This is a genomic window from Stenotrophomonas sp. PI_27, from assembly GCF_027854495.1.
GTDB lineage: Bacteria > Pseudomonadota > Gammaproteobacteria > Xanthomonadales > Xanthomonadaceae > Stenotrophomonas > Stenotrophomonas pavanii.
Map to the genome: position 1 here is coordinate 151,003 of NZ_JAJNOF010000006.1, position 25,552 is coordinate 176,554.

Below are 25,552 nucleotides of genomic sequence, written 5' to 3' on the forward strand. Positions count from 1 at the left end.
CGGAGGGCTAGACCCTCCGCTCCATCTCCACGGCGTCGATCCCGGCGCCGTGGCCATTGGACACGATCCGCGTCACCTGGAAGCCCAGGCCAGCATAGAAGCCCTGGGTGTGCTGGCTGGTGCTGAGCGTGATGCGCTTGATCGAGGGATCCGCTTCGGCCTGGCGCAGGCGTGCCAGCGCCAGTTCGCGGCCCAGTCCCTGCCGGTGCAGCGCGCGCTGCACCATGCCCCAGCAGAAGCCGGCACTGCCGTCGCCGCGTCGCGACAGGCCGCCACAGGCCACGATGCTGCCGTCGCGCTCGATGACCTGGAATGCGCAGTCCACGGCCTGTTCGCGCAGGAAGCGTTCAAAGTCGCTGCGCTCTTCGGGCGCGAAGTAGGTGGGCACGTTGCTGTCGAACATCGACAGGCAGGCGCGGGCATCTGCGGGGCGGTAGAGGCGGAGGTTCATGGGAAATGCCATGGAGTCGCCCGGCTGCATTTCAACCGTCCAGGCGTTGGGAGGGGGCGAAGCGTTCCAGGGTACATGGAGCGATGCCGATGCTTTTACAGCTGACGTCTCCCCACTCGAATGACCGTGCGGAACGCAGGCGCCTGTACCAGGCGGGTGCGTCGGTGGCGGACAATGGCGAGGCGCATCCGGTCGCGTTGGCGTGCAGTGGGGCGCGATGGCTTCTGGGCTATGCTGTCGACACGTGGGACTGACCGCGCGGCAGGATCCGCCGGCCCCATTCGTGTTCCCGCCTGCAACGGAGCTGCCCAGCGATGCCCGACCCTTCTTTTTTTCCGGCCTGCCCCGATCATGCGCGGCCTGCTGTTTGGCGCGGTGGGTCTGTTGATCCTTGCCGTGGCCGCCTTCGAGGTGACGCATCGCCTTGAGTTCCTGCAGGTCGCGCAGGCCGTTGATGGCCAGGTCGAGCGCCTGAACGCCGGCGGATCGCATCCGCAGGTCGCGTTCACCACCGCGACCGGTCAACGCGTCTCGTACCCGCAGGGCGGCATGATCTTCGGCTATGAGCCCGGGCAGCCGGTACGCGTGCTGTACGACCCGGCGCAACCGCGGCTGGAGCCGGTCCTGGATACGTTCGGTGCGCTGTGGGGAATGACGGTCGTGTGGGTGCTGCTGGGGCTGGCGTTCGTCGGCGCCTGCGTGCGCGGACTGCTCCGGCGCAGATGACTCGCGGCGGATCGCGCGCCGTCGGCGGGCGGGCCGTTGGACCGGCCGCGGCGGCAGGGCCTGTTCAGTCCGGTAGTACCTGCGGCGCTTCCCGCCAGCCCAATAAAAAAGCCGCCCAGGGGGCGGCTTCTTCATTTATCTGGCGGAGAGAGGGGGATTCGAACCCCCGAAGCGCGGTTTAGACGCTTACACACTTTCCAGGCGTGCTCCTTCAACCACTCGGACACCTCTCCGGATCCTGCCATCGGCAAACGCCTCAGCAGGGGCGCAGATTCTAGCGGGCGGCGCGGCCGGACACAAGCACCCTGGCCAGGCAACACCTCCGGGGGCGATGTTGGCGAGGGGGCTGGACAGGCATGGCACAATGGAACATCCGATGGAAAACGGTGGCCTGATGTCCTATCTCGTCCTTGCCCGCAAGTGGCGTCCGAAGCGTTTTGCCGAGCTGGTGGGCCAGGAACACGTGGTCCGTGCGCTCAGCAATGCGCTGGACAGCGGCCGGGTCCACCACGCGTTCCTGTTCACCGGCACCCGCGGCGTGGGCAAGACCACCATCGCGCGCATCTTCGCCAAGTCGCTGAACTGCGAGCAGGGCACCAGCGCCGACCCCTGCGGCCAGTGTGCAGCCTGCCTGGATATCGACGCCGGCCGCTACATCGACCTGCTGGAAATCGACGCCGCGTCCAACACCGGCGTGGACGACGTGCGCGAGGTGATCGAGAACGCGCAGTACATGCCCTCGCGCGGCAAGTACAAGGTCTATTTGATCGACGAAGTGCACATGCTGTCCAAGGCGGCGTTCAACGCGCTGCTGAAGACGCTGGAAGAGCCACCGGAGCACGTCAAGTTCCTGCTGGCCACCACCGATCCGCAGAAGCTGCCGGTCACCGTGCTCAGCCGCTGCCTGCAGTTCAACCTCAAGCGCCTGGATGAAGACCAGATCCAGGGCCAGATGACCCGCATCCTGGCGGCCGAAGCGATCGAGGCCGACGGCAGTGCCATCGTGCAGCTGGCCAAGGCTGCTGACGGCAGCCTGCGCGATGGCCTGTCGCTGCTGGACCAGGCGATCGCCTATGCCGGCGGCGCGCTGCGCGAGGACGTGGTACGCACCATGCTGGGCACCGTTGACCGCACCCAGGTGGCGGCGATGCTGGATGCGCTGGCCGCCGGCGATGGCCCGCGGCTGCTGCAGGTGGTCGCGGCGCTGGCCGAGTTCTCGCCGGACTGGAGTGGCGTGCTGGAAGCGCTGGCCGAAGGGCTGCACCGCATCCAGGTGCAGCAGCTGGTGCCGGGCGCCGCTGTTGCGGAAGGCCTGGATGTGGCGGCATTCGCCGAGCGCCTGCGCCCGGAAGTGGTCCAGCTCTGGTACCAGATGGCCCTGAACGGCCGTCGCGACCTGCCGCTGGCACCGAGCCCGCGCGCGGGCTTCGAGATGGCGGTGCTGCGCATGCTGGCGTTCCGTCCGGCCGCAGCGGTACCGCCGGTGCCGAAGGCGATCGACGGTGCGGTGGGCGGCACGGCGGGTGGCAACGCTGCCGGTGGCGGCGGCGGTGCCGGTAGCCACGAAGCGACGCCGGCCGCTGCCGCCGCTTCAGCCAGCCCGGCTGTGGCAGCGCAGGTGGCCGCTCCGGTACAGGCCGTGCCGCGCGAACCTGATCCCGAACCGGAGCCGGCCCCGCAGCCGGAGCCGGATCCGACGCCAGAGCCCGAGCCGGTTCCGGTGGAGGAACCCGAGTCGCCGCCGCCAGTGAAGGCGGAGGCGGCAAGCGACGACCTGCCACCGTGGGCCACCCAGGACGCGGAGGCGCGTGATGAGGCGCTGGCCGCGGAGATGGCGGGCCCGGACGCCGCCATGGTCGCGCCCTGGCATGAGCCTCCGGCTCCCGCCGCGGTCGCTGGCGAGCCTGCGCGGCCGGAGCGTCCGTTCCGCGCCGAAGGCATTGCCATTGCGCCGGTCGAACCGGCCCCGGCGCGCGATGCCGCGCCGCCGGACGGTGTCAGCGAGCTGGCCACTGCCGAAGACTGGCTGGACCTGGTGGCCAACAGTGGCCTCAGCGGCCCCTCGCGGCAGCTGGCTGCCAACGCCGCGTTCATCAGCTGCCAGCACGGGACCTTGAAACTGGGCCTTTCGCCCGGATTTGAATACCTGCGCTCGGAGCGCGCGCTGGCTGCCCTCGGCGAGATGCTGCAGAAGGCCCTCGGCCAGGCGCCGAAGATCGTGGTCGAGACCGTGGAAACCGAACACGTTCCGGCCGAGACCCTGCATCAGCGGGCCGACCGCCAGCGTGGCGAGCGGCAGCAGGTGGCAGAGGCCGTTTTCATGGACGACCCGGAAGTGCAGGTGCTGATCCAACAGCACGGCGCGCGGGTTGTTTCCGATTCCATCCGTTCTTTTGACGAGTAAGACACCATGCGCGGAAACATCGCCCAACTGATGCAGCAGGCCCAGAAGATGCAGGAAAACCTGCAGAAGGCCCAGGAAGAAATCGCCCGGATCGAAGTGACCGGCAGCGCCGGCGGCGGCATGGTCAGCGTGACCCTGACCGGTGCCAAGGAATGCCGCAAGGTGCGCATCGACCCGTCGCTGACCAGCGACCCGGAGATGCTGGAAGACCTGATCGCCGCCGCCTTCAACGATGCCTCGAACAAGATCGACGCCGAGTCGAAGTCGAAGATGGGTTCGGCCACCGCCGGCATGCAGCTGCCGCCGGGCATGAAGCTGCCGTTCTGATTGCCAGCGTGGCACCCGTGCAAGCGGGTGCCACGGAATCTGTAGCCGTCGAGCTTGCTCGACGCCATGAAAGCACGCCGCCGTGTCCGCACCCCTGCTTGAACAATTGATCGACGCGCTGCGGGTGCTGCCTGGCGTAGGCCAGAAGACCGCACAGCGCATGGCGTACCACCTGCTCGAACGCGAGCGCGAAGGTGGCCAGCGCCTGGCCGAGACGCTGGCCCTGGCGGTGGAGCGCATCGGCCACTGCGCGCAGTGCCGCGACTTCAGCGAAACCGAGCTGTGCCCGACCTGCGCCAACAGCAGCCGCGAGCGCAGCCAGCTGTGCGTGGTCGAATCGCCGGCCGACCGCCTGGCCATCGAAAACGCCACCGGCTTCCGCGGTGTCTACTTCGTGCTGCAGGGGCGGCTGTCGCCGCTCGACGGCGTCGGCCCGCGCGAGCTGGGCCTGGAGCAGCTGGAACAACGGCTGGCCGAAGGTGAGGTGCAGGAGCTGATCATCGCCACCAGTGCCACCGTCGAAGGCGAAGCCACCGCGCACTACCTTGCGCAGCTGGCGCGCGCGCGCAAGGTGCAGCCCAGCCGGCTGGCACAGGGCCTGCCGCTGGGCGGCGAGCTTGAATACGTTGACCGCGGCACGCTGTCGCACGCGTTCGGAACGCGCAGCGAATTCCGCGATTGAGCAGGCGCCGGGCAGCGACCGGCCTACAATGCGGAAGACACTCCCGCCGAGGCCGACCATGAGCAACGAAACCCTCTTCAGCAAGATCATCCGTCGCGAGATCCCGGCCACCATCGTCTATGAGGATGACGAGGTGCTGGGTTTCAAGGACATCGCACCGCAGGCGCCGGTGCACGTCCTGTTCATTCCGAAGAACGAGATCATCCCCACCCTGGACGACCTGCAGCCATCGCAGGCGCACCTGATCGGCAAGCTTGCCCTGGCTGCCGCCGAATATGCGCGCCGCGAAGGGTTCGCGCAGGACGGCTACCGCATCGTGATGAACTGCCGCGAGCATGCCGGGCAGACCGTGTTCCACATCCACATGCACCTGTTGGCGGGTGCCCCGCTGGGCCATTTCGGCGCGCCGGGGCGCTGATGCGCCCGGCCTCCACCCTTGCCCCACACCAGAGCCGCGCCATGCACGGATGAAAAAAGGCCGCCCGAAGGCGGCCTTTTCCGATCACGCGTGGCGGGTGGCGATCAGATCACCACCAGCCCCAGCGGCCGTAACCACCCCAGTACGGGCCATACGGGCCCGGGCCCCACGGGCCGTAAGGGTAGGGCACCACGTCGACCTGGCGCTGTTCCGGCCACAGGTAGATCACATCGGCCGACAGCTTGGGCAGGCGATAGTCGTACTCGCCGATGCGGGTGTTCTGGTAGCCGTCGATCTTGCCGATGAAGGTCACGTCGCGGCCCGCTTCAAACACGGCCGGGTCGTAGAAACCGGCGCGGCAGGCAATGAAGCGGCCATCGCTGGCGTCGGACGAGGTGGTGTTCGGGCGGCCACTGGCGTTGAGCGGGCGCGAGATCATCTGGAAGCAGGTCTCGCCCTGGCCGGGCTTGGTTTCGATGATGCGGCCGCCCCATCGGACCGGCGTGCCGACCTGCTGGGTGGCGACCGAGTCGCGCGGGGAAACCAGGCTGAACTGTCCCTGCAGCGGCTTGGGGGCCGTGGCGCAGGCCGACAGGGCCAGCGTGGCCACAGCGGTGAGGAGGAACTTGGTGTTCATGGGGAGGCTCCGGAAGTCGGGCGATGCCTGCGCAGGTCCCGCAATAATGAAGCGAGGTCGGTGCAAGTTCCAGCGTAGCGCGCGTCGGCGAAACGCTGGCTGAGCGCGAGCAGGGCCGGATCGGGGCGCCGGGCGTGCACCCGCCGTGCCCAGTCCCGCGCGGTCTCGCAGGGCTCGCGAGCCAGCCCGAGGCGCGCATACCGCCGACCCAGCCGGTGCCAGGCGCGCAGCAGCGGGTCGCGTTCGCGCTCGCCGCGGGCCAGCAGCCAGGCCATCCACGCCAGCGCCAGCAGCGCGGCCACCACCAGGCCAGCCACCAGCTGCGCCGGGCCGAGGTCATCCAGCCCGAATGGCTTGAGCAGCTGCTGCTGGCGGCGCGCGTCGAAGGACAGCACCAGGTCGTTCCAGCCGCGGCGCAGCCAGTCGCCCATCTGCCCCAGCTGCAGCCAGCGCTGCTGCAGTGGGGTATCGGTACCGGCCTGCAGGCGGTCGTCCAGCGTGTCCAGGATGCGCTCCGGCGCCACGGCCGCGGTCGGGTCGACCCGCACCCAGCCGCGTTGTGGCAGCCAGACTTCGGCCCAGGCGTGGGCATCCATGCGCCTCACCACCCAGTAGTCGCCGATGCGGTTGCGGGTGCCGCCGGCGAAGCCCGTCACCACCCGGGCCGGAATGCCGGCGTTGCGCATCAGCACCACGAAGGCCGAGCTGAAGTGCTGGCAGAAGCCGGCCTTGTAGTTGAACAGGAAATCGTCGACCGGATCGCGCCCGGCCGCCGGGGTATCGAGCGTGTAGGAGAAATCGCGGGTGATCCACTGCAGCGCGCGACGGACGATGGCCTCGTCATCGGTGCCAGCCTCCTGCCGCCATTGCCGTGCGAGCTGGGCGGTACGTGGATTGAAGCCCGGCGGAAGCTGCAACGCGGCGCGGCGCAGATAGGGCGAAAGATCGGTCTCGAACCGTTGCGGTGGCGCCGAATGCAGCCGCCAGCGGCTGAGCGCGGACAGCGTGCGGTCGCTGCGCAGGCTCATGTCGGCATCGAAGCTGCTGCCCTCCGGTGCGCGGCTGGGCAGGTCCAGTGCCACCAGCAGGCGACGGTCGGTAGGCTCGTAGTCGATCTGGTAGTCCCATCCCGGTGCCGCCGCCTGGACCACGGGAGCGGACCGCCGGGCCGCGGCGGGATCGCGGCTCCAGCGGTGGCCATCGAAGGAGGTCAGCACCGGGCCGCGCCAATAGCGCTGCGCGGGCTCGGGTACCGCGCCGAAGAACTGCACGCGCAGCGCCGGGGTGTCGTCGGCCATCAGGTCCAGCCACTGGTCCGGTGCCATGCTGTCGGCCAGGCCCGGCGTGCCCACCGCCCGTTCGGGCACGCCCCACAACGGCGTGGACAAGCGCGGGAACAGCCAGAAGCAGGCCAGTGCCAGCGGCAGGCCGATGCCCAGCAAGCGGCCGACACCACGCAGTTGTCCACGCAGTGGCTGGCGTGGGCTGCGGCCTTCGTCCTGGGCCAGGCGCTGCAGGGCCAACAGCGCGACAACGGCGGCCAGCGCCGCCAGCCCCGTGGTCAGCGGCCCCTGGTCGAGCAGGAAGGCCGCGAACGGCGAGAACAGTGCGAACCCCAGCAGGCTGCGTGCATCGCGCAGGTTGCGCAGTTCGCTGGATTTGATCGCCAGCATCGCCGCCAGCAGTGCACAGCCGGTGTCACGCCCCGGCCGCACCATGCCCATCTGCCAGACGATCGTTGCCAGCATGGCCAGTACCAGCAGCAGGCGCACCGGCATCGGCAGCACCCGCCGCCACGCGAGTGCCGCGGTCAGTACGGCGGCGATCGCGATCACCAGGGCCAGCACCGGTGGCAGCTGCAGCAGCAGCGGCAACAGCGCGAGCGCAGCGCTGGCCAGGGTCCAGCTGCGGGCGTTGCGATCAAGCAGGACGGCAGGCTCAGTCATGGGGCATCAGCGCCAGCGCGCGCAGGCACAGGTGGTGGTGGCTGGCGCCTTGGCCGGGACCCAGTGGCGGATGCGCCGGAAGCAGCAGTGTGTAGCGCCGGCCCTCGCGCTCGGCCATGTCGACCCAGCGTGCCAGCCGCGCGATGCGCGCCTCATGCGCCAGCGGTGCCAGCGTGCGCCAGTCCAGTACCACTTCGATGCCGATCGGCTTCTCGTACTCGCGCACCAGCAGGCTGTCACGGCGTGCCGAGTGCTTCCAGGCAATGCTGCGCGGGGCGTCGCCGGCACGATAGGGGCGCAGCTGATGCAGCTCTTCGCCCGTGGCGTGGGCGCGGGTGTGCAGGGGATCGCTGCCACTTTCCGGGAGGGGCGGTGCCTGGGCCTCGGCCAGCGGGTAGACCAGCAGCGGCTGTTCCGGCCACACCCACGACCATGCCCGCACCAGCCCCAGCGGCTGCGTGCTCGACAGGCGGATGCGCGGCAGCTCCAGCCAGCCACGGCGCTCACTGGGAACGTCCAGTTCCACTTCGCCGCGACCGTGTGCAGGCAGTGCGACCCAGGCCTCGCTCGCGCCCAGCTGCAGGTGCAGCCCATGGCGCGCGCGCGGGTCGCGCAGCGAAAGGTCCACGCGCAGGCGCAGCGGCTGCCCGGCCGGTACCGGTTCGGCGGAGATTGCATCGATCTGCAGGCCGGACAGCTGCAGGTGCGCGGCGATGGCGCTGGCGATCGCCGCTGCGGCCAACAGCAGCGCCAGCAGCAGGGCCGGGTTGTTGTTGTAGTTCAGTGCGCCCAGCAGCATCGCTGACAGCAGGGTGGCGACGAACAGGCCGAAGCGCGTCGGCAGTACATAGATGCGATGGCGATCCAGTCGCTGCGGCAGGGCTTCGGGCCTGCGTGGGCGTGCCAGCAGCTGCATGCGTGCCCAGCGAGTGGCCACCTTCAGTCCACCGCGACGGTCTGCAGGATCGCGCGCGCCAGTGCCGGCCCGGAACTGGATTCGGCCTCGGCCACCAGGCGATGGCCGGCCACCGCCACGAACAGGGTCTGCACGTCCTCGGGAACCACGTGCCCGCGGCCGAGCAGCAGCGCGTGCGCCCTGGCGGCGCGCAGCAGGGCCAGCCCGGCACGCGGCGACAGGCCCACGCGGACCCCGGCATGCTGGCGGCTGCGGGTCAGCAGCGCCTGCACGTAGTCGACCAGCGCGTCGCTGGCGTGCACCTGGCCAACCGCTTCACGCAACGCACGCACCTGGGTGTCGTCCAGCTTCGGCACCGCGCGCGCGATCAGGTCGCGGCGATCGCTGCCACGCAGCAGTTCGCGCTCGGCCTGCGCGCTCGGGTAGCCCATTGCCAGGCGCAGCAGGAAACGGTCCAGCTGCGAATCCGGCAACGGGAAGGTGCCGGACAGGTCGACCGGGTTCTGCGTGGCGATGACGAAGAACGGATCGGGCAGCGGATGCGTCTGTCCGTCCAGGGTGACCTGCTGCTCGGCCATCGCCTCCAGCAACGCGCTCTGCGTGCGCGGCGGTGCGCGGTTGATCTCATCGGCCAGCAGCACGTGGGTGAACACCGGGCCGGGGTGGAACTGGAACTGGCGGCTGCCGGCCTCGTACACCGATACGCCAAGCACATCGGCCGGCAACAGGTCGGAGGTGAACTGCACGCGCTGGAAGCTGAGGCCGAGGCTGCTGGCCAGCGCATGCGCGAGCGTGGTCTTGCCCAGGCCAGGCAGATCCTCGATGAGCAGGTGGCCGCCGGAAAGCAGGGCGACAAAGGCCAGCCTGACTTCCGGCACCTTGCCCAGCACCAGTGCGTTCACCTGATCCTGTGCCTCCCGCAGGGCCTGGCGCAGTTGATCGGTTAGCATGCTGGGATTGGGGGACGAGGCTGGCATGATCGTCTCAGGTCTGGAATCCATTCGATTATCCATAGAGCAATGCAAGGCGAACAGCGCGCGCGGACGATATTTCTCTGGTTGTGGACGCTGGTCACAGCGGCCAAGCTGGTGGTGGCTGCGCGCCTGCCGCTGTTCGTCGACGAAGCGTTCTACTGGCAGGAAGGCCAGCATCTGGCCGCTGCCTATTCCGATCTGCCGGGGCTGACCGCCTGGCTGGCACGCCTGGGTGTGGAGATCGGCGGTCATCACGTACTCGCATTGCGATTGCCGTTCCTGGCCATCGGTGCGCTGTTGCCGTTGCTGGTGGTGCGCATCGCCACACGCTGGTTCGGCAACGTTGCCGGGTGGCAGGCGGGCAGCCTGACCCTGCTGATGCCGCTGTCGGCCACGCTGGGCCTGCTGGCGGTGCCGGACGTGCCAATGGCGCTGGCCGCAGTGATCTGCCTGCACGCCGGCGCACGCCTGCTGCACAGCGTGGATGCATCATCGGCGATGAAGCTGGCGCTGGGCCTGCTGATCGGTGCGCTCAGCCACTACCGCTTCATCGGTGTCATCGGCGTCGGGTTCATCGCGCTGCTGGCGTTGCCGCAGGGGCGTCGCATGCTGGCCGATCCGCGCGTATGGGTGGCGCTGGCGGTGGGCGTATTGGCCTGGCTGCCGCTGCTGGCCTGGAACGCGGACAACCATGATGCCGGCCTGAAGTTCCAGGTGGTGGAGCGCCACCCGTGGGCGTTCGAGTGGGAGGGACTGTGGTTCCTGGTGATCCAGCCGATGCTGGTCACGCCGATCCTGTGCATCGCGATGTGGAAGGTCGCGCTGGCCGGCACCCGCAGCGGCGGCGGCGCGCGGGTGCAGTGGCGCTACTTCGGCCTGGTGGGCGGTGTATCGACGGCGGGCATTTTCCTGCTGGGTTTCTTCACCGATGTCGAACGCATCAGTTTCCACTGGCCGCTGCCGGGCTATCTGGCACTGCTGGTGGCGGTGCCGGTGGTGCTCAATGGCTGGCCGCGCTGGCTGCGCCGTACCGGCTGGTGGCTGGCGGCGGCGGGTACCGTGCTGGCCTTCGGCTACTACCTGATGGCGTCCACGCCGGCGCTGCGCGAGCAGATGGCGGGCAGCAAGTACTACCCGCGCAACTTCGCCGGCTGGCAACCGCTGGCCGTGGCGGTGCGCGACGAGCTGCGCCAGATGCCGCCCGGCACGCGTGTCCTGGCGGGCAACTTCAAGGTCGGTGCCGAACTGGGCTTCCAGCTGGGCGACGGTGATATCCAGGTGTTGCCGCATCCGCTCAATGACAAGCATGGGCGAACCGCGCAGCTGGCGCAGTGGAACCTGCTGCACGAAGGCCCGCGCAATACGCCGATGTTGCTGGTGCTGTCACCCAGCGACCAGCGCTACCGCGATCTGCTGGCGCGCTATCACACCATCTGCGAGCAGGTCGGGCCGTTGCCCGCGCCGCGCGTGGTCAGCAGCGACCATGGCTTCCAGCGGTTCCTGTTGTTCCGGCTGCCGGCGCAGCGTGCACCGGGGCCGTGCGTGACGCCGGCGATGGCGTGGCTGGATGCGCCGTCCAATGGTCAGACGGTTTCCGGAACGCTGGCGATCAAGGGCTGGGCCTTCAAGGATGGCGTCGGCCTGGCACGCGTCGAAGTGCTGGTTGACGGCCGCCCGATCGGTGATGCGCGCTACGGGCGCGTGTTCGACGTCCGCCCCGCCTGGCCGGGCAGTACCGACCCGCAGCATCCGTCGGTGGGCTTTGATGCCTCGCTGGATACCGCCACGCTGGCACCGGGGCGGCATTGGCTCGGCCTGCGCCTGTACGGGCGCGATGGCAGCGTGGAGGCGTGGCAGGAGCAGCCGTTCGAGGTGCGCTGAGGTCCTCTGGTCCTGTCGAGCCGTGCCGATGCTCGAGATGGCAGGTAGCCTCGAAAAAACAGCCGAGCCTGGGCTCGGCTCTACCGTTCACGGCACCGCGAATCCGGCCCTGCGCAGCAGCCTGCACAGCGCGATCAGCGGCAGGCCGACCAGCGCGGTCGGGTCGCGGTTGTCGATCGCCTCGAACAGGCTGATGCCCAGGCCCTCGCACTTGAAGCTGCCGGCGCAGTCCAGTGGTTGCTCGGCGGCGACATAGCGGGCGATCTCCAGCGGGTCCAGCGCGCGGAAGCGTACTTCGGTCAGATCCACTGCGGCGAAGGATTCTCCATCGCGCCTGAGACTGATTGCCGTGTGAAAGCGCACGGTTTGCCCGGACATCGCCGCCAGCTGCGCACAGGCGGCCTCGGCCGTGCCCGGCTTGCCCAGCGGCTGGCCGTTCAGGTCGGCCACCTGGTCCGAGCCGATCACCCAGGCGCCCGGATGGTGGGCGGCCACATCGGCGGCCTTGGCGGCCGCCAGGCGCGTGGCCAGCGCCAGCGGAGCTTCGCCGTTCAACGGGGTTTCATCCACGTCCGGGCGTGCGCAGTCGAAGGGCAGGCCCAGCCGTTGCAGCAGTTCGCGGCGGTAGCGGGAGGTGGAGGCCAGGACCAGTGGCATGTGACAATACCGGGGCAGGGCGCGGCAGTCTGGCCCGCCTGCGCCGCCCGCGGCAAGTCCTGCAGGGCAGGCATTTGACAGCAGACACCGCGATCCTTAGTATTCAGCGGCTTATGTCCGCGAACGTGCCCGAAACGCTGGATGCCTGGCGGATGGTTGTAGCGCGAAGGCGCTTCGACGGTCAGGTGCCCCTGGCTGAATTGACCCGCCTGCAAGGGTTGGTCGCAGATACCGACGGCGAGTGTGTCTACTCGCTTGAATTCGGTCGCGACGACGTCTTGCGGGTATCCTATGTGGAACTGACCATCGACACCGCGTTGCCGCTGACCTGTCAGCGCAGCATGCAGCGATTCCTGTTGCCGGTGAAGGTGACCCAGAGGCTTGGCCTGATCCGCGACGAGGACGAGGAATCGTCCCTGCCGGAGGAATACGAGGCGTTGCTGGTGCCGGAAGACGGCCAGCTGCGTCCGCTGGACCTGGTCGAGGACGAGCTGGTGCTGGCGGTGCCTGTGGTGCCGCTGTCGCCCGACGGTGAAGCAGTCGACAAGGACTGGGCACCGAGCGAAGAAGAAACGAAGAAGGCCAACCCGTTCGCGGCGTTGGCGGCACTGAAGAAACAATAGCAGCCGGATTGTCGTCGGCGGCTGCGGCGAAAGCGAAAGTGTGCTGGGCGCTGGCGTCCTGCGCGACGATACGACGAAGCAAAACGAACCGAGTTTGGAGCAATCCCATGGCTGTGCAGAAATCCCGTGTTACCCCGTCCCGCCGCGGCCAGCGCCGTTCGCATGACGCCCTGAGCGCCAAGCAGCTGTCGACCGACCCGACCACCGGCGAAGTGCATCTGCGTCACCACATCACTGCCGATGGTTTCTACCGCGGCAAGAAGGTCATCCAGACCAAGACCTCGGCCGTCGAAGAAGATTGATGTGCCGGGAAGGCCGCTGCCTCCGGGCAGCGGCCTTTGCCTTCTTTCCCGGGCGTGCCGGTGATCGGCGGCCCGCGCAACAGGAAACATGATGAGCAAGCGGATCTACTCGAGGATCGCGGGCACCGGCAGCTATTTGCCGGAAAAAGTCCTGACTAACGCCGACCTGGAAAAAATGGTCGAAACCTCGGACGAGTGGATCCAGTCGCGCACCGGCATTCGTGAACGGCACATCGCGGCCGAAGGCGAAACCACCAGCGACCTCGGCTACAACGCCGCCCTGCGCGCGCTGGAAGCCGCAGGCATCGATGCCTCGCAGCTCGACATGATCGTGGTCGGTACGACCACGCCTGACCTCATTTTTCCGTCCACCGCGTGCCTGATCCAGGCCAAGCTCGGTGTGGCGGGGTGCCCTGCCTTCGACGTCAATGCGGCCTGTTCCGGCTTCGTGTTCGCGCTGGGCGTGGCCGACAAGTTCATCCGCTCCGGCGACTGCAAGCATGTGCTGGTGATCGGCACCGAAACGCTGACCCGCATGGTCGACTGGAACGATCGCACCACCTGCGTGCTGTTCGGTGATGGCGCCGGCGCTGTCGTGCTGAAGGCCGACGAAGAGACCGGCATCCTCAGCACCCACCTGCATGCCGATGGCAGCAAGAAGGAACTGCTGTGGAACCCGGTCGGCGTTTCGACCGGCTTCAAGGACGGCGCCAACGGCGGTGGCACCATCAACATGAAGGGCAACGACGTGTTCAAGTACGCCGTCAAGGCGCTGGACTCGGTCGTGGACGAGACCCTGGCTGCCAACGGCCTGGACAAGTCCGACCTGGACTGGCTGATCCCGCACCAGGCCAACCTGCGCATCATCGAAGCCACCGCCAAGCGGCTGGAGATGTCGATGGACCAGGTCGTGGTGACCGTCGACAAGCACGGCAACACTTCCTCCGGCTCGGTGCCGCTGGCGCTGGACGCCGCGGTGCGTTCGGGCAAGGTCGAGCGTGGCCAGCTGCTGCTGCTGGAGGCCTTCGGCGGCGGCTTCACGTGGGGTTCGGCCCTGCTGCGCTATTGATAGTGCAAGTTACGACAATGTGAAGTCTTGTCGTTACGGCCCCTCCGGGGCCGTAACGCGTTTAAGGAGGACCTGTCATGGTTGAGCCCATCGTCATCGAAGGGCAACGTGCCTGGCTGAAGCAGTACGGCAAGGGAAGCCGGGCAATGGCCCTGGGCCTGCTCAATTTTGTTGCGCGCCGTTTCCATCTGGATGCGCTGCGCCCGCCACCGCATCGCGGCGGCGATGCGGCACGCGAAACCGAAGCCCGGCGCCTGGGGGAACTGCAGGCACAGGGCGTGAACGTGCCCGACGTGCTGGGCACCGGCCACGCTGCGCTGGTGATCGGCGACAACGGCAGCTCGTTCAATACCTGCCTGCGTGAAGCCGATGAGGCCGGCCGCGATCGGCTGGTGATGGCGGCGATGCAGTCCATCGCCCAGGCGCATGCGCGCGGGGCCTATTTCGGCCAGCCCTTGCCGCGCAACCTCACCTGGGATGGCGAGAAGGTCGGCTTCATCGACTTCGAGGAAGATCCGCTGGAAGTGATGGACCTGTCCGAAGCGCAGGCCCGTGACTGGCTGATGTTCGGCTATGGCGTGGCCAAGTACTACGCCGACCGCCCCGAGCACCTGCAGGCGATGATGGCCGAAGCGATGGGCGACGTTCAGGCGCCGGTGCGCGAGCACGTGCATGCGGTCAGTGGCCGCCTGCGCAGCCTGGCCCGGGTCTGCATGAAGCTGGGGCGTTCAGCGCGCGCGCTGGCCCATTCGATCTTCATCACCCATGGCGCCAGTACGGCCGGGGTGCTGATGCTGGTGGGGCTGTGCGTGGATTTCCTCGCCGACGGCGATCTGGACGTGCTGCAGCTGTTCTGCTGATGGCTGACGGGGGTCAGATCCCTTTTCCTGCGGAAAAGGGATCTGACCCGTTGCGCTTGCCCGGCCGCGCTCCATACGCCTGCATACGCGCACGTACAGACGACACAGCGGATTCGCCCTTATCATGGCCCGCTTCGATTGCAACAAGCGGATGACCGCGTGACCGTATCCACCCTCGCTTTTGTCTTCCCCGGCCAGGGCTCGCAGTCTGTGGGCATGGTGGCCGAGCTGGCCGAACTGCACCCGCAGGTGCGTGAAGCCTTCACCGAGGCATCCGATGGTGCCGGCGTCGACCTGTGGGCGTTGTCCCAGGGTGGCCCGGAGGAAATGCTCAACCGTACCGAATACACCCAGCCGGCCCTGCTGGCGGCAAGCATCGGCGTGTGGCGCGCCTGGAACGCCGTGGGCGGTCCGCGCCCGTCGGTGCTGGCCGGCCACAGCCTGGGCGAGTACACCGCCCTGGTTGCCGCAGGCGCGCTGAGCCTGCATGACGGTGCGCACCTGGTGCGCCTGCGCGGCCAGCTGATGCAGGAAGCCGCACCGGCCGGTGTCGGCGCCATGGCCGCCGTGCTCGGCGCCGAAGACCAGCTGGTGCTGGACGTCTGCGCCGAAGCGGCAGGCAGCCAGGTGGTGGTGCCGGCCAACTTCAATTCGCCGGGCCAGATCGTGATCGGTGGCGACGCCGACGCCGTCGACCGTGCGCTGGCGCTGCTGGCCGAGAAGGGCGTGCGCAAGGCGGTCAAGCTGGCCGTCAGCGTGCCCTCGCACACCCCGCTGATGCGCGAAGCCGCCAACCGCCTGGCCGAGGTGATGGCCGGCCTGTCCTGGCAGGCGCCGCAGCTGCCGGTGATCCAGAACGTCGATGCCCAGGTGCACGACGGCGTGGACGCCCTCCGCACCGCGCTGGTCCAGCAGCTGTACCAGCCGGTACAGTGGACCGGGTGCGTGCAGGCGCTGGCTGCCCGTGGCGTCACCCGGATCGCCGAGTGCGGCCCGGGCAAGGTGCTGACCGGCCTGGTCAAGCGCATCGACAAGGCCATCGACGGCCGTTCGCTGGCCACTCCGGGCGACTTCGCAGCCGCCCGCGAGGCGTGGTCGGCCTGATTCCCCTGTTCCTGCCGACCGTGCCGGTCGCCGCTGCAAGCGGCACGGGTGCGGCGGTCGCCCCAGCCTGAGGAAAACATCATGAGCAAGCCCCTGCAGGGTGAAATCGCACTGGTCACCGGCGCCAGCCGTGGCATCGGTGCCGCCATCGCCGATCTGCTGGCCGCCCAGGGCGCCACCGTCATCGGTACCGCCACCACCGAATCCGGCGCTGCCGCGATCGGCGAACGCCTGGCCGCCCACGGTGGTCACGGCCGCGCGCTGAACGTCACCGATGCCGCCGCGCTGGACAGCGTGCTCGATGGCATCGCCAAGGAATTCGGCCCGATCTCGATCCTGGTCAACAATGCCGGCATCACCCGCGACAACCTGCTGATGCGCATGAAGGACGAGGACTGGGCGTCGATCATCGACACCAACCTGACCAGCGTGTTCCGCACCAGCAAGGCGGTGATGCGCGGCATGATGAAGGCGCGCAAGGGCCGCATCATCAACATCGCATCGGTGGTGGGCGTGACCGGCAATGCCGGCCAGGCCAACTACGCCGCGGCCAAGGCCGGCATCATCGGCTTCAGCAAGTCGCTGGCCAAGGAAATCGGTTCGCGCGGTGTCACCGTCAATGTTGTCGCACCTGGCTTCATCGACACCGACATGACCAAGGCGTTGCCGGAAGAAGCGCGCACCGCGCTGATCAACGACATCGCCCTCGAACGCCTGGGATCGCCGGAAGACATCGCCCATGCGGTGGCCTTCCTGGCCAGCCCGGCTGCCGGTTACATCACCGGCGAAACCCTCCATGTGAACGGCGGCATGTACATGCCGTAAGCAAGGGGCGCAGGGATTGCGCCGCAAGTGGTTGATCTGCGGAGGTTTTTGCTGCAATGCAAGGCCGCGCCGGTTTCCACTACACTATCCCACGGCCATCGCCCTTGATGGCGACCACTTTTGAACCACAACTCCATCTGGAGCGAGATCCCATGAGCACCATCGAAGAACGCGTCAAGAAAATCGTCGTCGAACAGCTTGGCGTCAAGGAAGAAGAAGTCACCAACAGCGCATCGTTCGTCGATGACCTGGGCGCTGACTCGCTGGACACCGTCGAGCTGGTGATGGCCCTGGAAGAAGAATTCGAGTGCGAGATCCCGGACGAAGAAGCCGAGAAGATCAGCACCGTGCAGGCCGCCATCGACTACATCAAGGCCCACGTCAAGGCCTGATGTCAGACGGCAGTGCGCGCGCGGGCCACGCTCGCCGCGCACCGCACCCCATGGGGCCGCTGTTGCGGCCCCGTGTGTTTGGGCATCACACCGAAGCAAACCGCGTTGCCCGTTGAAATCAGCCGGGCCAGGAGAATCAGCAATGAAGCGTCGCGTCGTCGTAACCGGCCTGGGTATCGTCTCGCCGTTGGGCAATGATCTGGCCAGCAGCTGGGAAGGCATCACCCACGGTCGTTCGGGCATCGGTCCGCTGACCAACGTTTCTGATGCCTATCTGGATCGGTTCACCACCAAGATTGCCGGTGAGGTCAAGGGATTCGACATCACCGCCGACAATGAACTGTTCGGCAAGTTCCGGGTCAGCGGCAAGGATGCCAAGAAGATGGACCCGTTCATCCATTACGGCCTCGGTGCCTCGTTCATGGCCCTGCACGACTCGGGCCTTGAGATCACCGACGCCAATGCCGAGCGCATCGGCGCCATCGTCGGTGCCGGCATCGGCGGCCTGCTCGGCATCGAAGAGCAGACCATCGAGTTCCATGAGGGCAAGAAGATCTCGCCCTTCTACGTGCCCAAGACCATCATCAACATGCTGCCGGGCCAGCTGAGCATCATCACCGGCCTGAAGGGCCCGTCGTTCTCGGCGGTGTCGGCGTGCGCGACCTCGAACCACTCGATCGGCACCGCGATGCGCATGATCCAGTACGGCGACGCCGACGTGATGGTGGTTGGCGGTGCCGAACGTGGCTCGTCGCCGACCGCCGTGGGCGGCTTCTGCGCGATGAAGGCCATGAGTACCCGCAATGACGCCCCGGAACAGGCCTCGCGCCCGTGGGACAAGGACCGTGACGGCTTCGTGCTGGGCGACGGCGCCGGCATCCTGATCCTGGAAGAGTACGAGCACGCCAAGGCACGTGGCGCGAAGATCTACTGCGAACTGGCCGGCTTCGGCGCCAGCTCCGACGCGTACCACATGACCGCACCGAGCGAGAACGGCGAAGGCGCCGCGCGCTGCATGGCCATGGCCATGAAGGACGCGGGCGTGACCCCGGAACAGGTGGGCTACCTCAACGCGCACGGCACCTCCACGCCACTGGGCGACCTGGGCGAGACGATGGCGATGAAGACCGCCTTCGGCGACCACGCCTACAAGATGATGGTCAGCTCCACCAAGTCGATGACCGGCCACCTGCTGGGTGCTGCCGGCGGCGTGGAAGCGATCTTCTCGGTGATGGCGCTGCAGGACAACGTCATCCCGCCGACCATCAACCTGCAGCAGCCGGGCGAAGGCTGCGACCTGGACTACGTGCCCAACGAAGCACGCCAGGCCAAGGTCGACGTGGTGATGTCCAATGGTTTCGGCTTCGGCGGCACCAACGGCACGCTGGTCTTCAAGCGCGTCTGACCGAGTTGTAGCGTCGGGCCGTGCTCGACGCCGCGTTCTACGGAGCCGCCGCAAGGCGGCTTCCGTGCATCTGAACCCCAGAACTGGCTGCCATGACCCACGCACCGCTGATCCACCCGCTGCCGCACCCGATCGATCTGCTGGCCCTGCAGCAGCATGACCCGGCGCGCTTTCCGCTGCTGATGGAATCCACTGCCTCGGGCACCGCGCAGGGCCGCTGGAGCCTGCTGCTGGCCGCGCAGGGCGATGGCCTGCGACTGGATGCGGATGGCCAGGTGCGCGACCAGCACGACGCGGTGCACGCCGGCAGCTTCCTGCAGGTGCTGGACCGTGCCTGGCAGCGCGAACGCCTGCCGCATGACGGCAGCCACAGCCTGCCGTTCCGCGGCGGCTGGGCGTTGATGCTCGATTACGAAGTGGCCAGCCAGATCGAACCGGTGCTGCCGGCGCGCGCACGCGAGGATGGCCGCCCGACCGCGCTGGCGCTGCGCTGCCCGGCCGCGGTGCTGCACGACCACCACAACGACGCCAGCTTCGTCATCGCAGAAGGCGGCGAGCAGGCGTTGCTGGATGCGCTGGTGGCACTGGCCACGGCCGCGCTGCCCGAAGCCGGGCAGGGCTGGCAGCCGCCGCAGGCGGTAGGCGAGGATGCGCCGCAACGTTTCACCGACGGTGTGCGCCGGGTGATCGAGTACCTGCGTGCCGGCGATGTGTTCCAGGTGAACCTGTCGCGGCGCTGGAGCGCGCAGTTTGCCGCGCCAGTCAGCCCGCAGGCGCTGTACGCGCAGCTGCGCCGCGCCAACCCGGCACCGTTCGCCGGTCTGTTCAGCGCGCACGGCCGCCATGTGGTCAGTTCCTCGCCGGAGCGGCTGGTGTCGGTGCATGCCGGCCACGCGCAGACCCGTCCGATTGCCGGCACGCGTCCGCGCTTCGAGGGGGACGATGATGCCGCGCGCATCCAGGAGCTGGTCGGCCACCCCAAGGAGCGCGCCGAGCATGTGATGCTGATCGACCTGGAGCGCAACGACCTGGGCCGCATCTGCCTGCCCGGTACCGTGGTGGTCGACGAGCTGATGACCGTGGAGAGCTACGCGCACGTGCACCACATCGTCAGCAACGTCAGCGGCCACCTGCGCCCGGAGGTCACCCCCGGCGAGGTGATCGCCGCCACGTTCCCCGGTGGCACCATCACCGGCTGCCCCAAGGTGCGCTGCATGCAGATCATCAGCGAGCTGGAGCAGGTGCCGCGCGGTGCCTACACCGGCGCGTTCGGCTGGCTGAACCGCGATGGCGACCTGGACCTGAACATCCTGATCCGCACCGCCGAAGTGGATGGCCACCAGGTCAGCTTCCGCACCGGCGCCGGCATCGTGGTCGATTCGGACCCGGACAAGGAACTGGACGAGACCCGCGCCAAGGCCCGCGGCCTGCTGCGCGCGCTGGGCCAGCAAGGGTAGGCGTGTTCCGGTAGTGCCGGCCGCTGGCCGGCAACCTCATGCACCCATGATCCGCGCGCTTGCCGGCCAGCGGCCGGCACTACCGTACCGGTGGGTGCCAGTGTTGTGGTGGGTGCCGGCCGTTGGTCGGCACGGGTGTGTGGCCCCGGTCATGACCCCAATCCACCGGCACGGTATCCTGCACGACGGAATCGAGTTCAGAGGTAGTCCATGGCGGGAGCCAAGCGCGGGTGTCTGTTCGTGGTAACGCTGGTGGTGGTGCTGGGCGCCGTCGTGGCCGGCGCGGGCGCGTGGTTCTTCTACCAGCAGACCCGGTTCGCCGATGCCCCGATCACCCCGACCGCCGAGAGCGTGGTCATCGCCAGCGGCGATGGCATGAACAGCGTGCTGCGCAAGCTGCGCGAGGCCGGCGTGGACGAGGGCCAGGATACCCAGTGGCAGTTGCTGGCGCGCCAGCTCGATGCGGCCGGCAAACTGAAGGTGGGCGAGTATGCGCTCAGTGGCGATCTGACCCCGCGCGAGCTGCTGCTGCGCATGCGCGCCGGCAAGGTGCTGCAGCACCGGGTCACGATTGTCGAGGGCTGGAACATCCGCCAGCTGCGTGCCGCACTCAAGCGCGCCGAGCCGCTGCTGCACACCACCGATACCCTGGATGACGCCGCGTTGATGCAGCGCCTCGGCTTCGGTGGCCAGCATCCGGAAGGCCGCTTCCTGCCGGAGACCTACGTTTACCAGCGCGGCGACAGTGATCTGGACGTGCTCAAGCGCGCCCACGCCGCGATGGAAAAGGCGCTGGACGAAGCCTGGGAAAGCCGCGCGCCGGACCTGCCGATCAACACGCCCTACGAACTGCTGACGCTGGCCTCGATCATCGAGAAGGAAACCGCGCTGGCCAGCGAACGACCGCAGATCGCCGGCGTGTTCATGCGCCGCCTGAAGATCGGCATGCGCCTGCAGACCGACCCGACCGTGATCTACGGCCTCGGTGCTGCATATGACGGCAACATCCGCCGTCGCGACCTGACTACCGATACGCCGTACAACACCTATACCCGTGCCGGCCTGACCCCGACCCCGATCGCCATGCCCAGCCGCGACGCGCTGATGGCCGCCGCGCAGCCGGCCGCCGGTGATGCGCTGTACTTCGTCGCCGTGGGCGACGGCAGCGGCGCGCACGTGTTCTCGCCCAGCCTGGACCAGCACAACGCCGCCGTAGCCCGCTACCTGCAGCAGCTGCGCCAGCAACGTACCCAGGAGACCCCGGCGCAATGAGTCCCGCGCTGCTTCGCCACCCGCGTTTCGTCAGCCTGGAAGGCGGCGAGGGCGCAGGCAAGACCACCGCCATCAATGCCATCCGTGACTGCCTGCGCAGCCACGGCCACGAGGTGGTGCTGACCCGCGAGCCGGGTGGCACGCCGCTGGCCGAGCGCATCCGCGGCCTGGTGCTGAAGCCCGATGCCGAAATCGCCGCCGAGCCGCTCAGCGCCGAAGCCGAGCTGCTGCTGGTGTTCGCCGCACGCGCCCAGCATGTGCGCCAGGTGATCCGGCCGGCGCTGCAGCGCGGTGCCTATGTGCTGAGCGATCGCTTCACCGATTCCAGCTATGCCTACCAGGGTGGTGGCCGCAGGCTCGACCCGCAGTGGATTGCCGACCTGGAGCGCCGCGCGGTCGGCCTGCTGCCGGGGCTGACCCTGCTGCTGGACGTGGACGTGGCCGTCGGCCGCGCGCGCGCCAACGGTCGTGACCTGTGGCCGGACCGCATCGAGAGCGAGCAGGACGATTTCTTCCAGCGCGTGCGCGAAGTGTTCCGCAGCCGCGCACAGCAGGACCCGCAGCGCTTCGCGCTGATCGACGCCGGCCAGGTGCAGGAACGCGTGGCCGCCGATGTGGTTGCACGTATCGAGCGTTGGCTGCAGGACGGGGAGGGCGCATGAGCACGTTTTCGCCGTGGCAGCAGCGCGCGTTCGACCAGACCGTGGCCGCGCTCGATGCGGGTCGCCTCGGTCATGGCCTGCTGATCTGCGGCCCGGCCGGGCTGGGCAAGCGCGAGGTGGCGCTGGCGCTGGCCGACCACGTGCTGGCGCAGGGTGATGCAACGCACGCCACGCGTACGCGCCAGCTGATCGCCGCCGGCACCCATCCGGACCTGCAGCTGGTCAGCTTCATTCCGAACAAGAGCGGCGACAAGCTGCGTACCGAGATCGTCATCGAGCAGGTGCGCGAGATCACCGACAAATTGGCGCTGACCCCGCAGTACGGCGTGGCACAGGTGGTGATCGTCGATCCGGCCGATGCGATCAACCGTTCGGCCGCCAATGCGCTGCTGAAAACCCTGGAAGAGCCGCAGCCCGGCCGCTACCTGTGGCTGATCAGCAGCGACCCGGCACGCCTGCCGCAGACCATCCGCAGCCGTTGCCAGCGCCTGGAATTCAAGCTGCCGCCGCAGCACGAAGCACTGGCCTGGCTGCAGCAGCAGGGCCACAGCGAAGCATCGGCGCGCGAAGCGCTGGAGGCCGCCCGCGGCCATCCCGGCCAGGCCGACAACTGGCTGCGCGAAGACGGCCTGAGCCTGCGCCGCGAAGTCGGTCGAGATCTGGAACAGCTGGCCGCCGGCAAGACCGGCGCGGTGGAGCTGGCGCAGAAGTGGTGTGGTGATGACAACGCGGCGCTGCGCCTGCGCTTCGCTGCCGATCTGGCGCTGGCCCAGGCCAGCACCGATGCCTTGACCACGCCGGAGCGATTGCACAAGCTTGCAGCCTGGTTCGATGCGGCCAACCGCACCCGCGACCTGCTGCGCACCACGGTGCGTGCAGACCTTGCGGTGGTCGAGTTGCTGCTGGCCTGGAACAAGGTGAACGAGCGGCCTGCCGCAAGGGGAAATCGATGAGTGCCAGCAACGCCCGCCAGGGCATCCTGTCCCTGGCTGTGAAGGACAAAGCCGCGCTGTACAGCGCGTACATGCCGTTCGTGAAGAATGGCGGCATCTTCGTGCCCACACCCAAGCGCTATTTCCTGGGCGACGAGGTGTTCCTGCTGCTGACCCTGCCCGATTCCAGCGAGCGCCTGCCGGTGGCCGGCAAGGTGATCTGGGTGACCCCGGCCGGCGCGCAGGGCAACCGTACCGCCGGCATCGGCGTGCAGCTGGCCGACGGTGCTGAAGGCGAGGGCGTACGCCACAAGATCGAGACCCTGCTGGCCGGCCTGACCGGCTCGGACAAGCCGACCCATACGATGTGATTCCGGTAGCGCCGGGCCATGCCAGCTGCGTGCCCCGAAACGCCGTGAACACGACTGTGAAAAACTGTTGACGGCCTCTGAAAAGCCCCTATAATGAGCGGCTCAGCAACACACCGGGCGGTTAGCTCAGCGGTAGAGCATTGCCTTCACACGGCAAGGGTCACAGGTTCGATCCCTGTACCGCCCACCATGTTGCAGAACGAAAGAAGCCTCCAGCAATGGGGGCTTTTTTGTTGCCTGCGATCCAGCAGGATCAGCCGGAAGCGCACACCCTTTCAATCGGGCCGCTCCAGCAGCTCGCGCGCCATCATCGCCGTGGCATCCAACAGGTCGTGGCCGCTGCCGGCCTGTGCCACAACCGCCAACAGACTACGGCCCACCTCGGCATTGCCGCTGGTCAGCTCCATCTCGCCTTCAAAGCACAGATCGGCCAACCATTCGTGGGCCTGTTGCAAGCCTCGCTTGCGGACGCGGCGGAACTCCGCGAGCAGCTTCGCCTGACCGGCTTCCTGCTCACCATCGGCCAGCAGGCCGATGGCACCGCCGTGCGCCGCACGCCAGATGGCCGGCAGCGGGCGACCGTTCGCGTCCACCACGTCCGCCGAGAACTGCGCGCAGTACATTTCGTAGCGCTTGCCCGCCGTGCTGCTGGGCGCGATGCCGACCTCTGCCAGCAGGCGTTCGGCTTCATCCAGTTTGCTGAACTTCAAGCGCAGCAGTGCAGGGCGGCTCAGTTGTTGTGCCAGCGCCTGCTGGTTGGCGGCGAACCAGACGTTCCAGCCCACGCTTGCGCGGCCTTCCAGTGCGGCCTTGAAGTACTCCAGGTGTTCGGCGTCCATTGCGGTCTCCTGCGCTCCCTGCGCGATTGTAGCGGGAGCGTATCCGGGCCGGTCAGGCGTCGCCGCTGGAGAGGCAATGATGTGCCTCGCGCACCAGTTGTCGTGCGGCCACGATCAGTCCGTCGATATGGAAGGCGCCCAACTGTTCGTCCGGGCCGCCTTCGTTGCGCGCATGGTCGGCGGCCTGCAGCAGATCGAGCAACGCGCCGAGCCCAGACAGCGAGCGGCGCAACGAAGCGTGATTGCTGGCGCCGAGGGTGAGGCTGATGCACGGCTGTCCGTCATCACCGTCGGCATGGTTGATCGCATTGAGACGGGCGAAGAACGTGGCCGACTGCGCCGGAAGGTTCTGTTCGTTCAGGGCGCACTCGATCTCGCGTGCGAGGTCTTCCGGCACATCGGCCGCGACGTCGCCGATCAGGGTGTGCAGGCGGGGATGGACGGCGGTGCGGTTGGTCATGGCGAAACCCTCACTGGCGTAGGGCCACCTTCCGGAGTGAAGGTGGCGGACGGTGCGGGTTGGCGTGCCAAGGCAAACGAACTCCCATCGAGAAGAAGGCCTGGCGGATCTGTCGATCCCCACGCACCGGCCGCCATGGAGGCAATCGATACATTCTCTCTGCTGCGGCGCAAACCGCAGCGATGGGTGTTCATTCGTTTATTCGAGACGCCAATCCCGGCCAAGGCGTCTTGCCTCGGCGCGGCGATCATCTGGCCGGGCAATCACATCGGTCTGTAAGGAAAGTTCTCAACCGTCCCTAGGCAGGCCAGACATTTCCCGTTGTGTGCCGTCCGACACCTGCGAGTAGTGCGGCCCATCACTGATGGCGCACATCGCCGCCCCTGCCAACCGTGCACGAGATGACTCCAGAGCGACGCCGCCACGGCAATTGCGTCACCCCGCGCGGCTGAGGCGGGACCATGCCACGCATGGAGCCAGAGGGTTCCATCCCTGCGCTGTCCCGCCGCCCCGGGCAGGCGTAGTCTCAGCCCGTTGCCGTGCCCATCCACTCTGGAGTGCCACCATGCCGCTCGCCCGCATCGATCTTCGCAAAGGTAAATCCGCCGACTACCTGCAACGCGTCGGCGAAACCATCTACCAGGCCATGCGCGCGGTGGGCGTGCCGGAAAACGATCGCTTCCAGATCTTCCAGGAACACGCGCCCGGCACGCTGATCTACGACCCCGGTTACCTGGGCGTGGACCGCACCGACGATTTCATCTGCATCCAGATCACCTGGAACGAAGGACGCACGCTGGAGCAGAAAAAGGCGTTGTACCTGGGCATCGCCGATGGACTGCATGCGGCGGTGGGCATCCGCCGCGAGGATGTGTTCATCAACCTGGTGGAGGTGAAGAAGGAGAACTGGTCGTTTGGTAATGGACAGGCACAGTACGTGAGTTGATGCGGGAAAAGCAT

28 protein-coding genes and 2 tRNA genes are annotated in these 25,552 nt (G+C 67.9%); 21 read left to right on the forward strand and 9 right to left on the reverse strand.

Features of this window, described 5'->3' with window-relative positions; all coding sequences use genetic code 11:
* Nucleotides 1-7: 7 nt before the first annotated feature.
* Nucleotides 8-451, reverse strand: coding sequence for a GNAT family N-acetyltransferase (locus tag LRM18_RS10120; protein ID WP_053505564.1), 444 nt, complete (start codon nt 449-451; stop codon nt 8-10).
* A gap of 351 nt (nt 452-802) precedes the next feature.
* Here LRM18_RS10120 and LRM18_RS10125 point away from each other — a divergent pair, with 351 nt between their 5' ends.
* On the forward strand, nt 803-1,177 hold the full coding sequence (locus LRM18_RS10125; protein ID WP_053462301.1) for a DUF3592 domain-containing protein: 375 nt from the start codon (nt 803-805) through the stop codon (nt 1,175-1,177).
* Nucleotides 1,178-1,317: 140 nt separating this feature from the next.
* Here LRM18_RS10125 and LRM18_RS10130 read toward each other — a convergent pair.
* Nucleotides 1,318-1,410 (reverse strand) — tRNA-Ser (locus tag LRM18_RS10130).
* A gap of 161 nt (nt 1,411-1,571) precedes the next feature.
* On the opposite strand from LRM18_RS10130, the gene dnaX reads away from it, so the two are divergent.
* The 4 genes from dnaX (at nt 1,572) to LRM18_RS10150 (ending at nt 5,008) form a co-directional block, all read left to right on the forward strand.
* Complete coding sequence (dnaX, locus tag LRM18_RS10135) at nt 1,572-3,581, forward strand: DNA polymerase III subunit gamma/tau (RefSeq protein ID WP_064239614.1); 2,010 nt, start codon at nt 1,572-1,574, stop codon at nt 3,579-3,581.
* 6 nt (nt 3,582-3,587) lie between these two features.
* Nucleotides 3,588-3,908: a YbaB/EbfC family nucleoid-associated protein gene (locus LRM18_RS10140; RefSeq protein ID WP_019659509.1), complete on the forward strand. Its 321-nt coding sequence runs from the start codon at nt 3,588-3,590 to the stop codon at nt 3,906-3,908.
* 82 nt (nt 3,909-3,990) lie between these two features.
* The gene (gene recR / locus LRM18_RS10145) at nt 3,991-4,590 is read left to right on the forward strand and encodes a recombination mediator RecR (RefSeq protein ID WP_005415496.1); all 600 of its coding nucleotides are present in this window, start codon (nt 3,991-3,993) and stop codon (nt 4,588-4,590) included.
* A 58-nt stretch (nt 4,591-4,648) separates the two neighbouring features.
* Nucleotides 4,649-5,008 (forward strand): histidine triad nucleotide-binding protein, encoded by a 360-nt coding sequence (locus tag LRM18_RS10150; RefSeq protein ID WP_005408300.1) that lies wholly within the window; start codon nt 4,649-4,651, stop codon nt 5,006-5,008.
* A gap of 109 nt (nt 5,009-5,117) precedes the next feature.
* Here the strand turns inward: LRM18_RS10150 and LRM18_RS10155 are convergent, their stop codons facing one another.
* From LRM18_RS10155 to LRM18_RS10170, 4 genes are read right to left on the reverse strand one after another with little or no spacing between them, the layout of a single operon-like run.
* Nucleotides 5,118-5,645 (reverse strand): Slp family lipoprotein, encoded by a 528-nt coding sequence (locus LRM18_RS10155; RefSeq protein WP_014036182.1) that lies wholly within the window; start codon nt 5,643-5,645, stop codon nt 5,118-5,120.
* Nucleotides 5,642-7,591, reverse strand: coding sequence for a DUF3488 and transglutaminase-like domain-containing protein (locus tag LRM18_RS10160; protein WP_270954150.1), 1,950 nt, complete (start codon nt 7,589-7,591; stop codon nt 5,642-5,644). Before LRM18_RS10160 ends, LRM18_RS10155 begins: the two co-directional genes overlap by 4 nt.
* A complete protein-coding gene (locus tag LRM18_RS10165; RefSeq protein WP_057495151.1) occupies nt 7,584-8,507 on the reverse strand; it encodes a DUF58 domain-containing protein in 924 nt (307 codons plus the stop codon). Before LRM18_RS10165 ends, LRM18_RS10160 begins: the two co-directional genes overlap by 8 nt.
* Before the next feature lie 23 nt (nt 8,508-8,530).
* Nucleotides 8,531-9,484, reverse strand: coding sequence for an AAA family ATPase (locus LRM18_RS10170; protein WP_074726385.1), 954 nt, complete (start codon nt 9,482-9,484; stop codon nt 8,531-8,533).
* A 42-nt stretch (nt 9,485-9,526) separates the two neighbouring features.
* Between LRM18_RS10170 and LRM18_RS10175 the strand changes: the two genes are divergently transcribed.
* Nucleotides 9,527-11,362 carry a glycosyltransferase family 39 protein gene (locus LRM18_RS10175; RefSeq protein ID WP_053504914.1) on the forward strand — a complete coding sequence of 612 codons (1,836 nt, stop codon included), beginning with the start codon at nt 9,527-9,529 and terminating at the stop codon, nt 11,360-11,362.
* An 87-nt stretch (nt 11,363-11,449) separates the two neighbouring features.
* Here the strand turns inward: LRM18_RS10175 and LRM18_RS10180 are convergent, their stop codons facing one another.
* The gene (locus LRM18_RS10180; RefSeq protein WP_270954153.1) at nt 11,450-12,019 is read right to left on the reverse strand and encodes a Maf family nucleotide pyrophosphatase; all 570 of its coding nucleotides are present in this window, start codon (nt 12,017-12,019) and stop codon (nt 11,450-11,452) included.
* 113 nt (nt 12,020-12,132) lie between these two features.
* Here LRM18_RS10180 and LRM18_RS10185 point away from each other — a divergent pair, with 113 nt between their 5' ends.
* The 14 genes from LRM18_RS10185 to LRM18_RS10250 all read left to right on the forward strand — a co-directional run bounded on the left by LRM18_RS10185 (nt 12,133) and on the right by LRM18_RS10250 (nt 23,483).
* Entirely contained in the window at nt 12,133-12,642 is a 510-nt protein-coding gene (locus LRM18_RS10185) for a YceD family protein (protein ID WP_049471056.1), read from the forward strand.
* A 107-nt stretch (nt 12,643-12,749) separates the two neighbouring features.
* Nucleotides 12,750-12,944: a 50S ribosomal protein L32 gene (gene rpmF / locus LRM18_RS10190; RefSeq protein ID WP_005408308.1), complete on the forward strand. Its 195-nt coding sequence runs from the start codon at nt 12,750-12,752 to the stop codon at nt 12,942-12,944.
* 91 nt (nt 12,945-13,035) lie between these two features.
* Nucleotides 13,036-14,013, forward strand: coding sequence for a beta-ketoacyl-ACP synthase III (locus LRM18_RS10195; RefSeq protein ID WP_053462315.1), 978 nt, complete (start codon nt 13,036-13,038; stop codon nt 14,011-14,013).
* Nucleotides 14,014-14,090: 77 nt separating this feature from the next.
* Nucleotides 14,091-14,873, forward strand: coding sequence for a serine/threonine protein phosphatase (locus LRM18_RS10200; protein ID WP_049471060.1), 783 nt, complete (start codon nt 14,091-14,093; stop codon nt 14,871-14,873).
* Nucleotides 14,874-15,032: 159 nt separating this feature from the next.
* Nucleotides 15,033-15,977: an ACP S-malonyltransferase gene (gene fabD, locus LRM18_RS10205; RefSeq protein WP_270954162.1), complete on the forward strand. Its 945-nt coding sequence runs from the start codon at nt 15,033-15,035 to the stop codon at nt 15,975-15,977.
* 81 nt (nt 15,978-16,058) lie between these two features.
* Nucleotides 16,059-16,802, forward strand: coding sequence for a 3-oxoacyl-ACP reductase FabG (gene fabG, locus LRM18_RS10210; RefSeq protein ID WP_005408312.1), 744 nt, complete (start codon nt 16,059-16,061; stop codon nt 16,800-16,802).
* A gap of 152 nt (nt 16,803-16,954) precedes the next feature.
* A complete protein-coding gene (gene acpP / locus LRM18_RS10215; protein ID WP_005415509.1) occupies nt 16,955-17,194 on the forward strand; it encodes an acyl carrier protein in 240 nt (79 codons plus the stop codon).
* Nucleotides 17,195-17,336: 142 nt separating this feature from the next.
* Entirely contained in the window at nt 17,337-18,599 is a 1,263-nt protein-coding gene (fabF, locus tag LRM18_RS10220) for a beta-ketoacyl-ACP synthase II (protein ID WP_049471064.1), read from the forward strand.
* 92 nt (nt 18,600-18,691) lie between these two features.
* A complete protein-coding gene (locus tag LRM18_RS10225; RefSeq protein ID WP_270954174.1) occupies nt 18,692-20,056 on the forward strand; it encodes an aminodeoxychorismate synthase component I in 1,365 nt (454 codons plus the stop codon).
* 210 nt (nt 20,057-20,266) lie between these two features.
* Entirely contained in the window at nt 20,267-21,328 is a 1,062-nt protein-coding gene (gene mltG, locus LRM18_RS10230; RefSeq protein ID WP_270954176.1) for an endolytic transglycosylase MltG, read from the forward strand.
* A complete protein-coding gene (gene tmk / locus LRM18_RS10235; protein WP_270954178.1) occupies nt 21,325-21,990 on the forward strand; it encodes a dTMP kinase in 666 nt (221 codons plus the stop codon). The genes mltG and tmk overlap by 4 nt, the downstream gene beginning before the upstream one ends.
* Nucleotides 21,987-22,943: a DNA polymerase III subunit delta' gene (locus LRM18_RS10240; RefSeq protein ID WP_049469129.1), complete on the forward strand. Its 957-nt coding sequence runs from the start codon at nt 21,987-21,989 to the stop codon at nt 22,941-22,943. Before tmk ends, LRM18_RS10240 begins: the two co-directional genes overlap by 4 nt.
* On the forward strand, nt 22,940-23,293 hold the full coding sequence (locus LRM18_RS10245) for a PilZ domain-containing protein (RefSeq protein ID WP_005412452.1): 354 nt from the start codon (nt 22,940-22,942) through the stop codon (nt 23,291-23,293). The genes LRM18_RS10240 and LRM18_RS10245 overlap by 4 nt, the downstream gene beginning before the upstream one ends.
* A gap of 115 nt (nt 23,294-23,408) precedes the next feature.
* Nucleotides 23,409-23,483, forward strand: a tRNA-Val gene (locus tag LRM18_RS10250).
* Nucleotides 23,484-23,568: 85 nt separating this feature from the next.
* On the opposite strand, the gene LRM18_RS10255 is transcribed toward LRM18_RS10250, so the two are convergent.
* Together LRM18_RS10255 and LRM18_RS10260 are read right to left on the reverse strand one after the other, a co-directional pair.
* Nucleotides 23,569-24,132 (reverse strand): hypothetical protein, encoded by a 564-nt coding sequence (locus tag LRM18_RS10255; protein ID WP_270954187.1) that lies wholly within the window; start codon nt 24,130-24,132, stop codon nt 23,569-23,571.
* A gap of 52 nt (nt 24,133-24,184) precedes the next feature.
* A complete protein-coding gene (locus LRM18_RS10260) occupies nt 24,185-24,592 on the reverse strand; it encodes a hypothetical protein (RefSeq protein ID WP_074726394.1) in 408 nt (135 codons plus the stop codon).
* Between the two features lie 565 nt (nt 24,593-25,157).
* Between LRM18_RS10260 and LRM18_RS10265 the strand changes: the two genes are divergently transcribed.
* On the forward strand, nt 25,158-25,538 hold the full coding sequence (locus LRM18_RS10265; protein WP_074726395.1) for a tautomerase family protein: 381 nt from the start codon (nt 25,158-25,160) through the stop codon (nt 25,536-25,538).
* The last annotated feature ends 14 nt before the right edge of the window (nt 25,539-25,552 follow it).

Excerpts from the sequence above, each read along its gene's own strand:
- LRM18_RS10120 (WP_053505564.1), bottom strand. The coding sequence starts at position 451 with ATGAACCTCCGCCTCTACCGCCCCGCAGATGCCCGCGCCTGCCTGTCG.
- LRM18_RS10125 (WP_053462301.1), top strand. The coding sequence starts at position 803 with ATGCGCGGCCTGCTGTTTGGCGCGGTGGGTCTGTTGATCCTTGCCGTG.
- dnaX (WP_064239614.1), top strand. The coding sequence starts at position 1,572 with ATGTCCTATCTCGTCCTTGCCCGCAAGTGGCGTCCGAAGCGTTTTGCC.
- LRM18_RS10140 (WP_019659509.1), top strand. The coding sequence starts at position 3,588 with ATGCGCGGAAACATCGCCCAACTGATGCAGCAGGCCCAGAAGATGCAG.
- LRM18_RS10150 (WP_005408300.1), top strand. The coding sequence starts at position 4,649 with ATGAGCAACGAAACCCTCTTCAGCAAGATCATCCGTCGCGAGATCCCG.
- LRM18_RS10155 (WP_014036182.1), bottom strand. The coding sequence starts at position 5,645 with ATGAACACCAAGTTCCTCCTCACCGCTGTGGCCACGCTGGCCCTGTCG.
- LRM18_RS10160 (WP_270954150.1), bottom strand. The coding sequence starts at position 7,591 with ATGACTGAGCCTGCCGTCCTGCTTGATCGCAACGCCCGCAGCTGGACC.
- LRM18_RS10165 (WP_057495151.1), bottom strand. The coding sequence starts at position 8,507 with ATGCAGCTGCTGGCACGCCCACGCAGGCCCGAAGCCCTGCCGCAGCGA.
- LRM18_RS10170 (WP_074726385.1), bottom strand. The coding sequence starts at position 9,484 with ATGCCAGCCTCGTCCCCCAATCCCAGCATGCTAACCGATCAACTGCGC.
- LRM18_RS10175 (WP_053504914.1), top strand. The coding sequence starts at position 9,527 with ATGCAAGGCGAACAGCGCGCGCGGACGATATTTCTCTGGTTGTGGACG.
- LRM18_RS10180 (WP_270954153.1), bottom strand. The coding sequence starts at position 12,019 with ATGCCACTGGTCCTGGCCTCCACCTCCCGCTACCGCCGCGAACTGCTG.
- LRM18_RS10185 (WP_049471056.1), top strand. The coding sequence starts at position 12,133 with ATGTCCGCGAACGTGCCCGAAACGCTGGATGCCTGGCGGATGGTTGTA.
- rpmF (WP_005408308.1), top strand. The coding sequence starts at position 12,750 with ATGGCTGTGCAGAAATCCCGTGTTACCCCGTCCCGCCGCGGCCAGCGC.
- LRM18_RS10195 (WP_053462315.1), top strand. The coding sequence starts at position 13,036 with ATGAGCAAGCGGATCTACTCGAGGATCGCGGGCACCGGCAGCTATTTG.
- LRM18_RS10200 (WP_049471060.1), top strand. The coding sequence starts at position 14,091 with ATGGTTGAGCCCATCGTCATCGAAGGGCAACGTGCCTGGCTGAAGCAG.
- fabG (WP_005408312.1), top strand. The coding sequence starts at position 16,059 with ATGAGCAAGCCCCTGCAGGGTGAAATCGCACTGGTCACCGGCGCCAGC.
- acpP (WP_005415509.1), top strand. The coding sequence starts at position 16,955 with ATGAGCACCATCGAAGAACGCGTCAAGAAAATCGTCGTCGAACAGCTT.
- fabF (WP_049471064.1), top strand. The coding sequence starts at position 17,337 with ATGAAGCGTCGCGTCGTCGTAACCGGCCTGGGTATCGTCTCGCCGTTG.
- LRM18_RS10225 (WP_270954174.1), top strand. The coding sequence starts at position 18,692 with ATGACCCACGCACCGCTGATCCACCCGCTGCCGCACCCGATCGATCTG.
- mltG (WP_270954176.1), top strand. The coding sequence starts at position 20,267 with ATGGCGGGAGCCAAGCGCGGGTGTCTGTTCGTGGTAACGCTGGTGGTG.
- tmk (WP_270954178.1), top strand. The coding sequence starts at position 21,325 with ATGAGTCCCGCGCTGCTTCGCCACCCGCGTTTCGTCAGCCTGGAAGGC.
- LRM18_RS10240 (WP_049469129.1), top strand. The coding sequence starts at position 21,987 with ATGAGCACGTTTTCGCCGTGGCAGCAGCGCGCGTTCGACCAGACCGTG.
- LRM18_RS10245 (WP_005412452.1), top strand. The coding sequence starts at position 22,940 with ATGAGTGCCAGCAACGCCCGCCAGGGCATCCTGTCCCTGGCTGTGAAG.
- LRM18_RS10255 (WP_270954187.1), bottom strand. The coding sequence starts at position 24,132 with ATGGACGCCGAACACCTGGAGTACTTCAAGGCCGCACTGGAAGGCCGC.
- LRM18_RS10260 (WP_074726394.1), bottom strand. The coding sequence starts at position 24,592 with ATGACCAACCGCACCGCCGTCCATCCCCGCCTGCACACCCTGATCGGC.
- LRM18_RS10265 (WP_074726395.1), top strand. The coding sequence starts at position 25,158 with ATGCCGCTCGCCCGCATCGATCTTCGCAAAGGTAAATCCGCCGACTAC.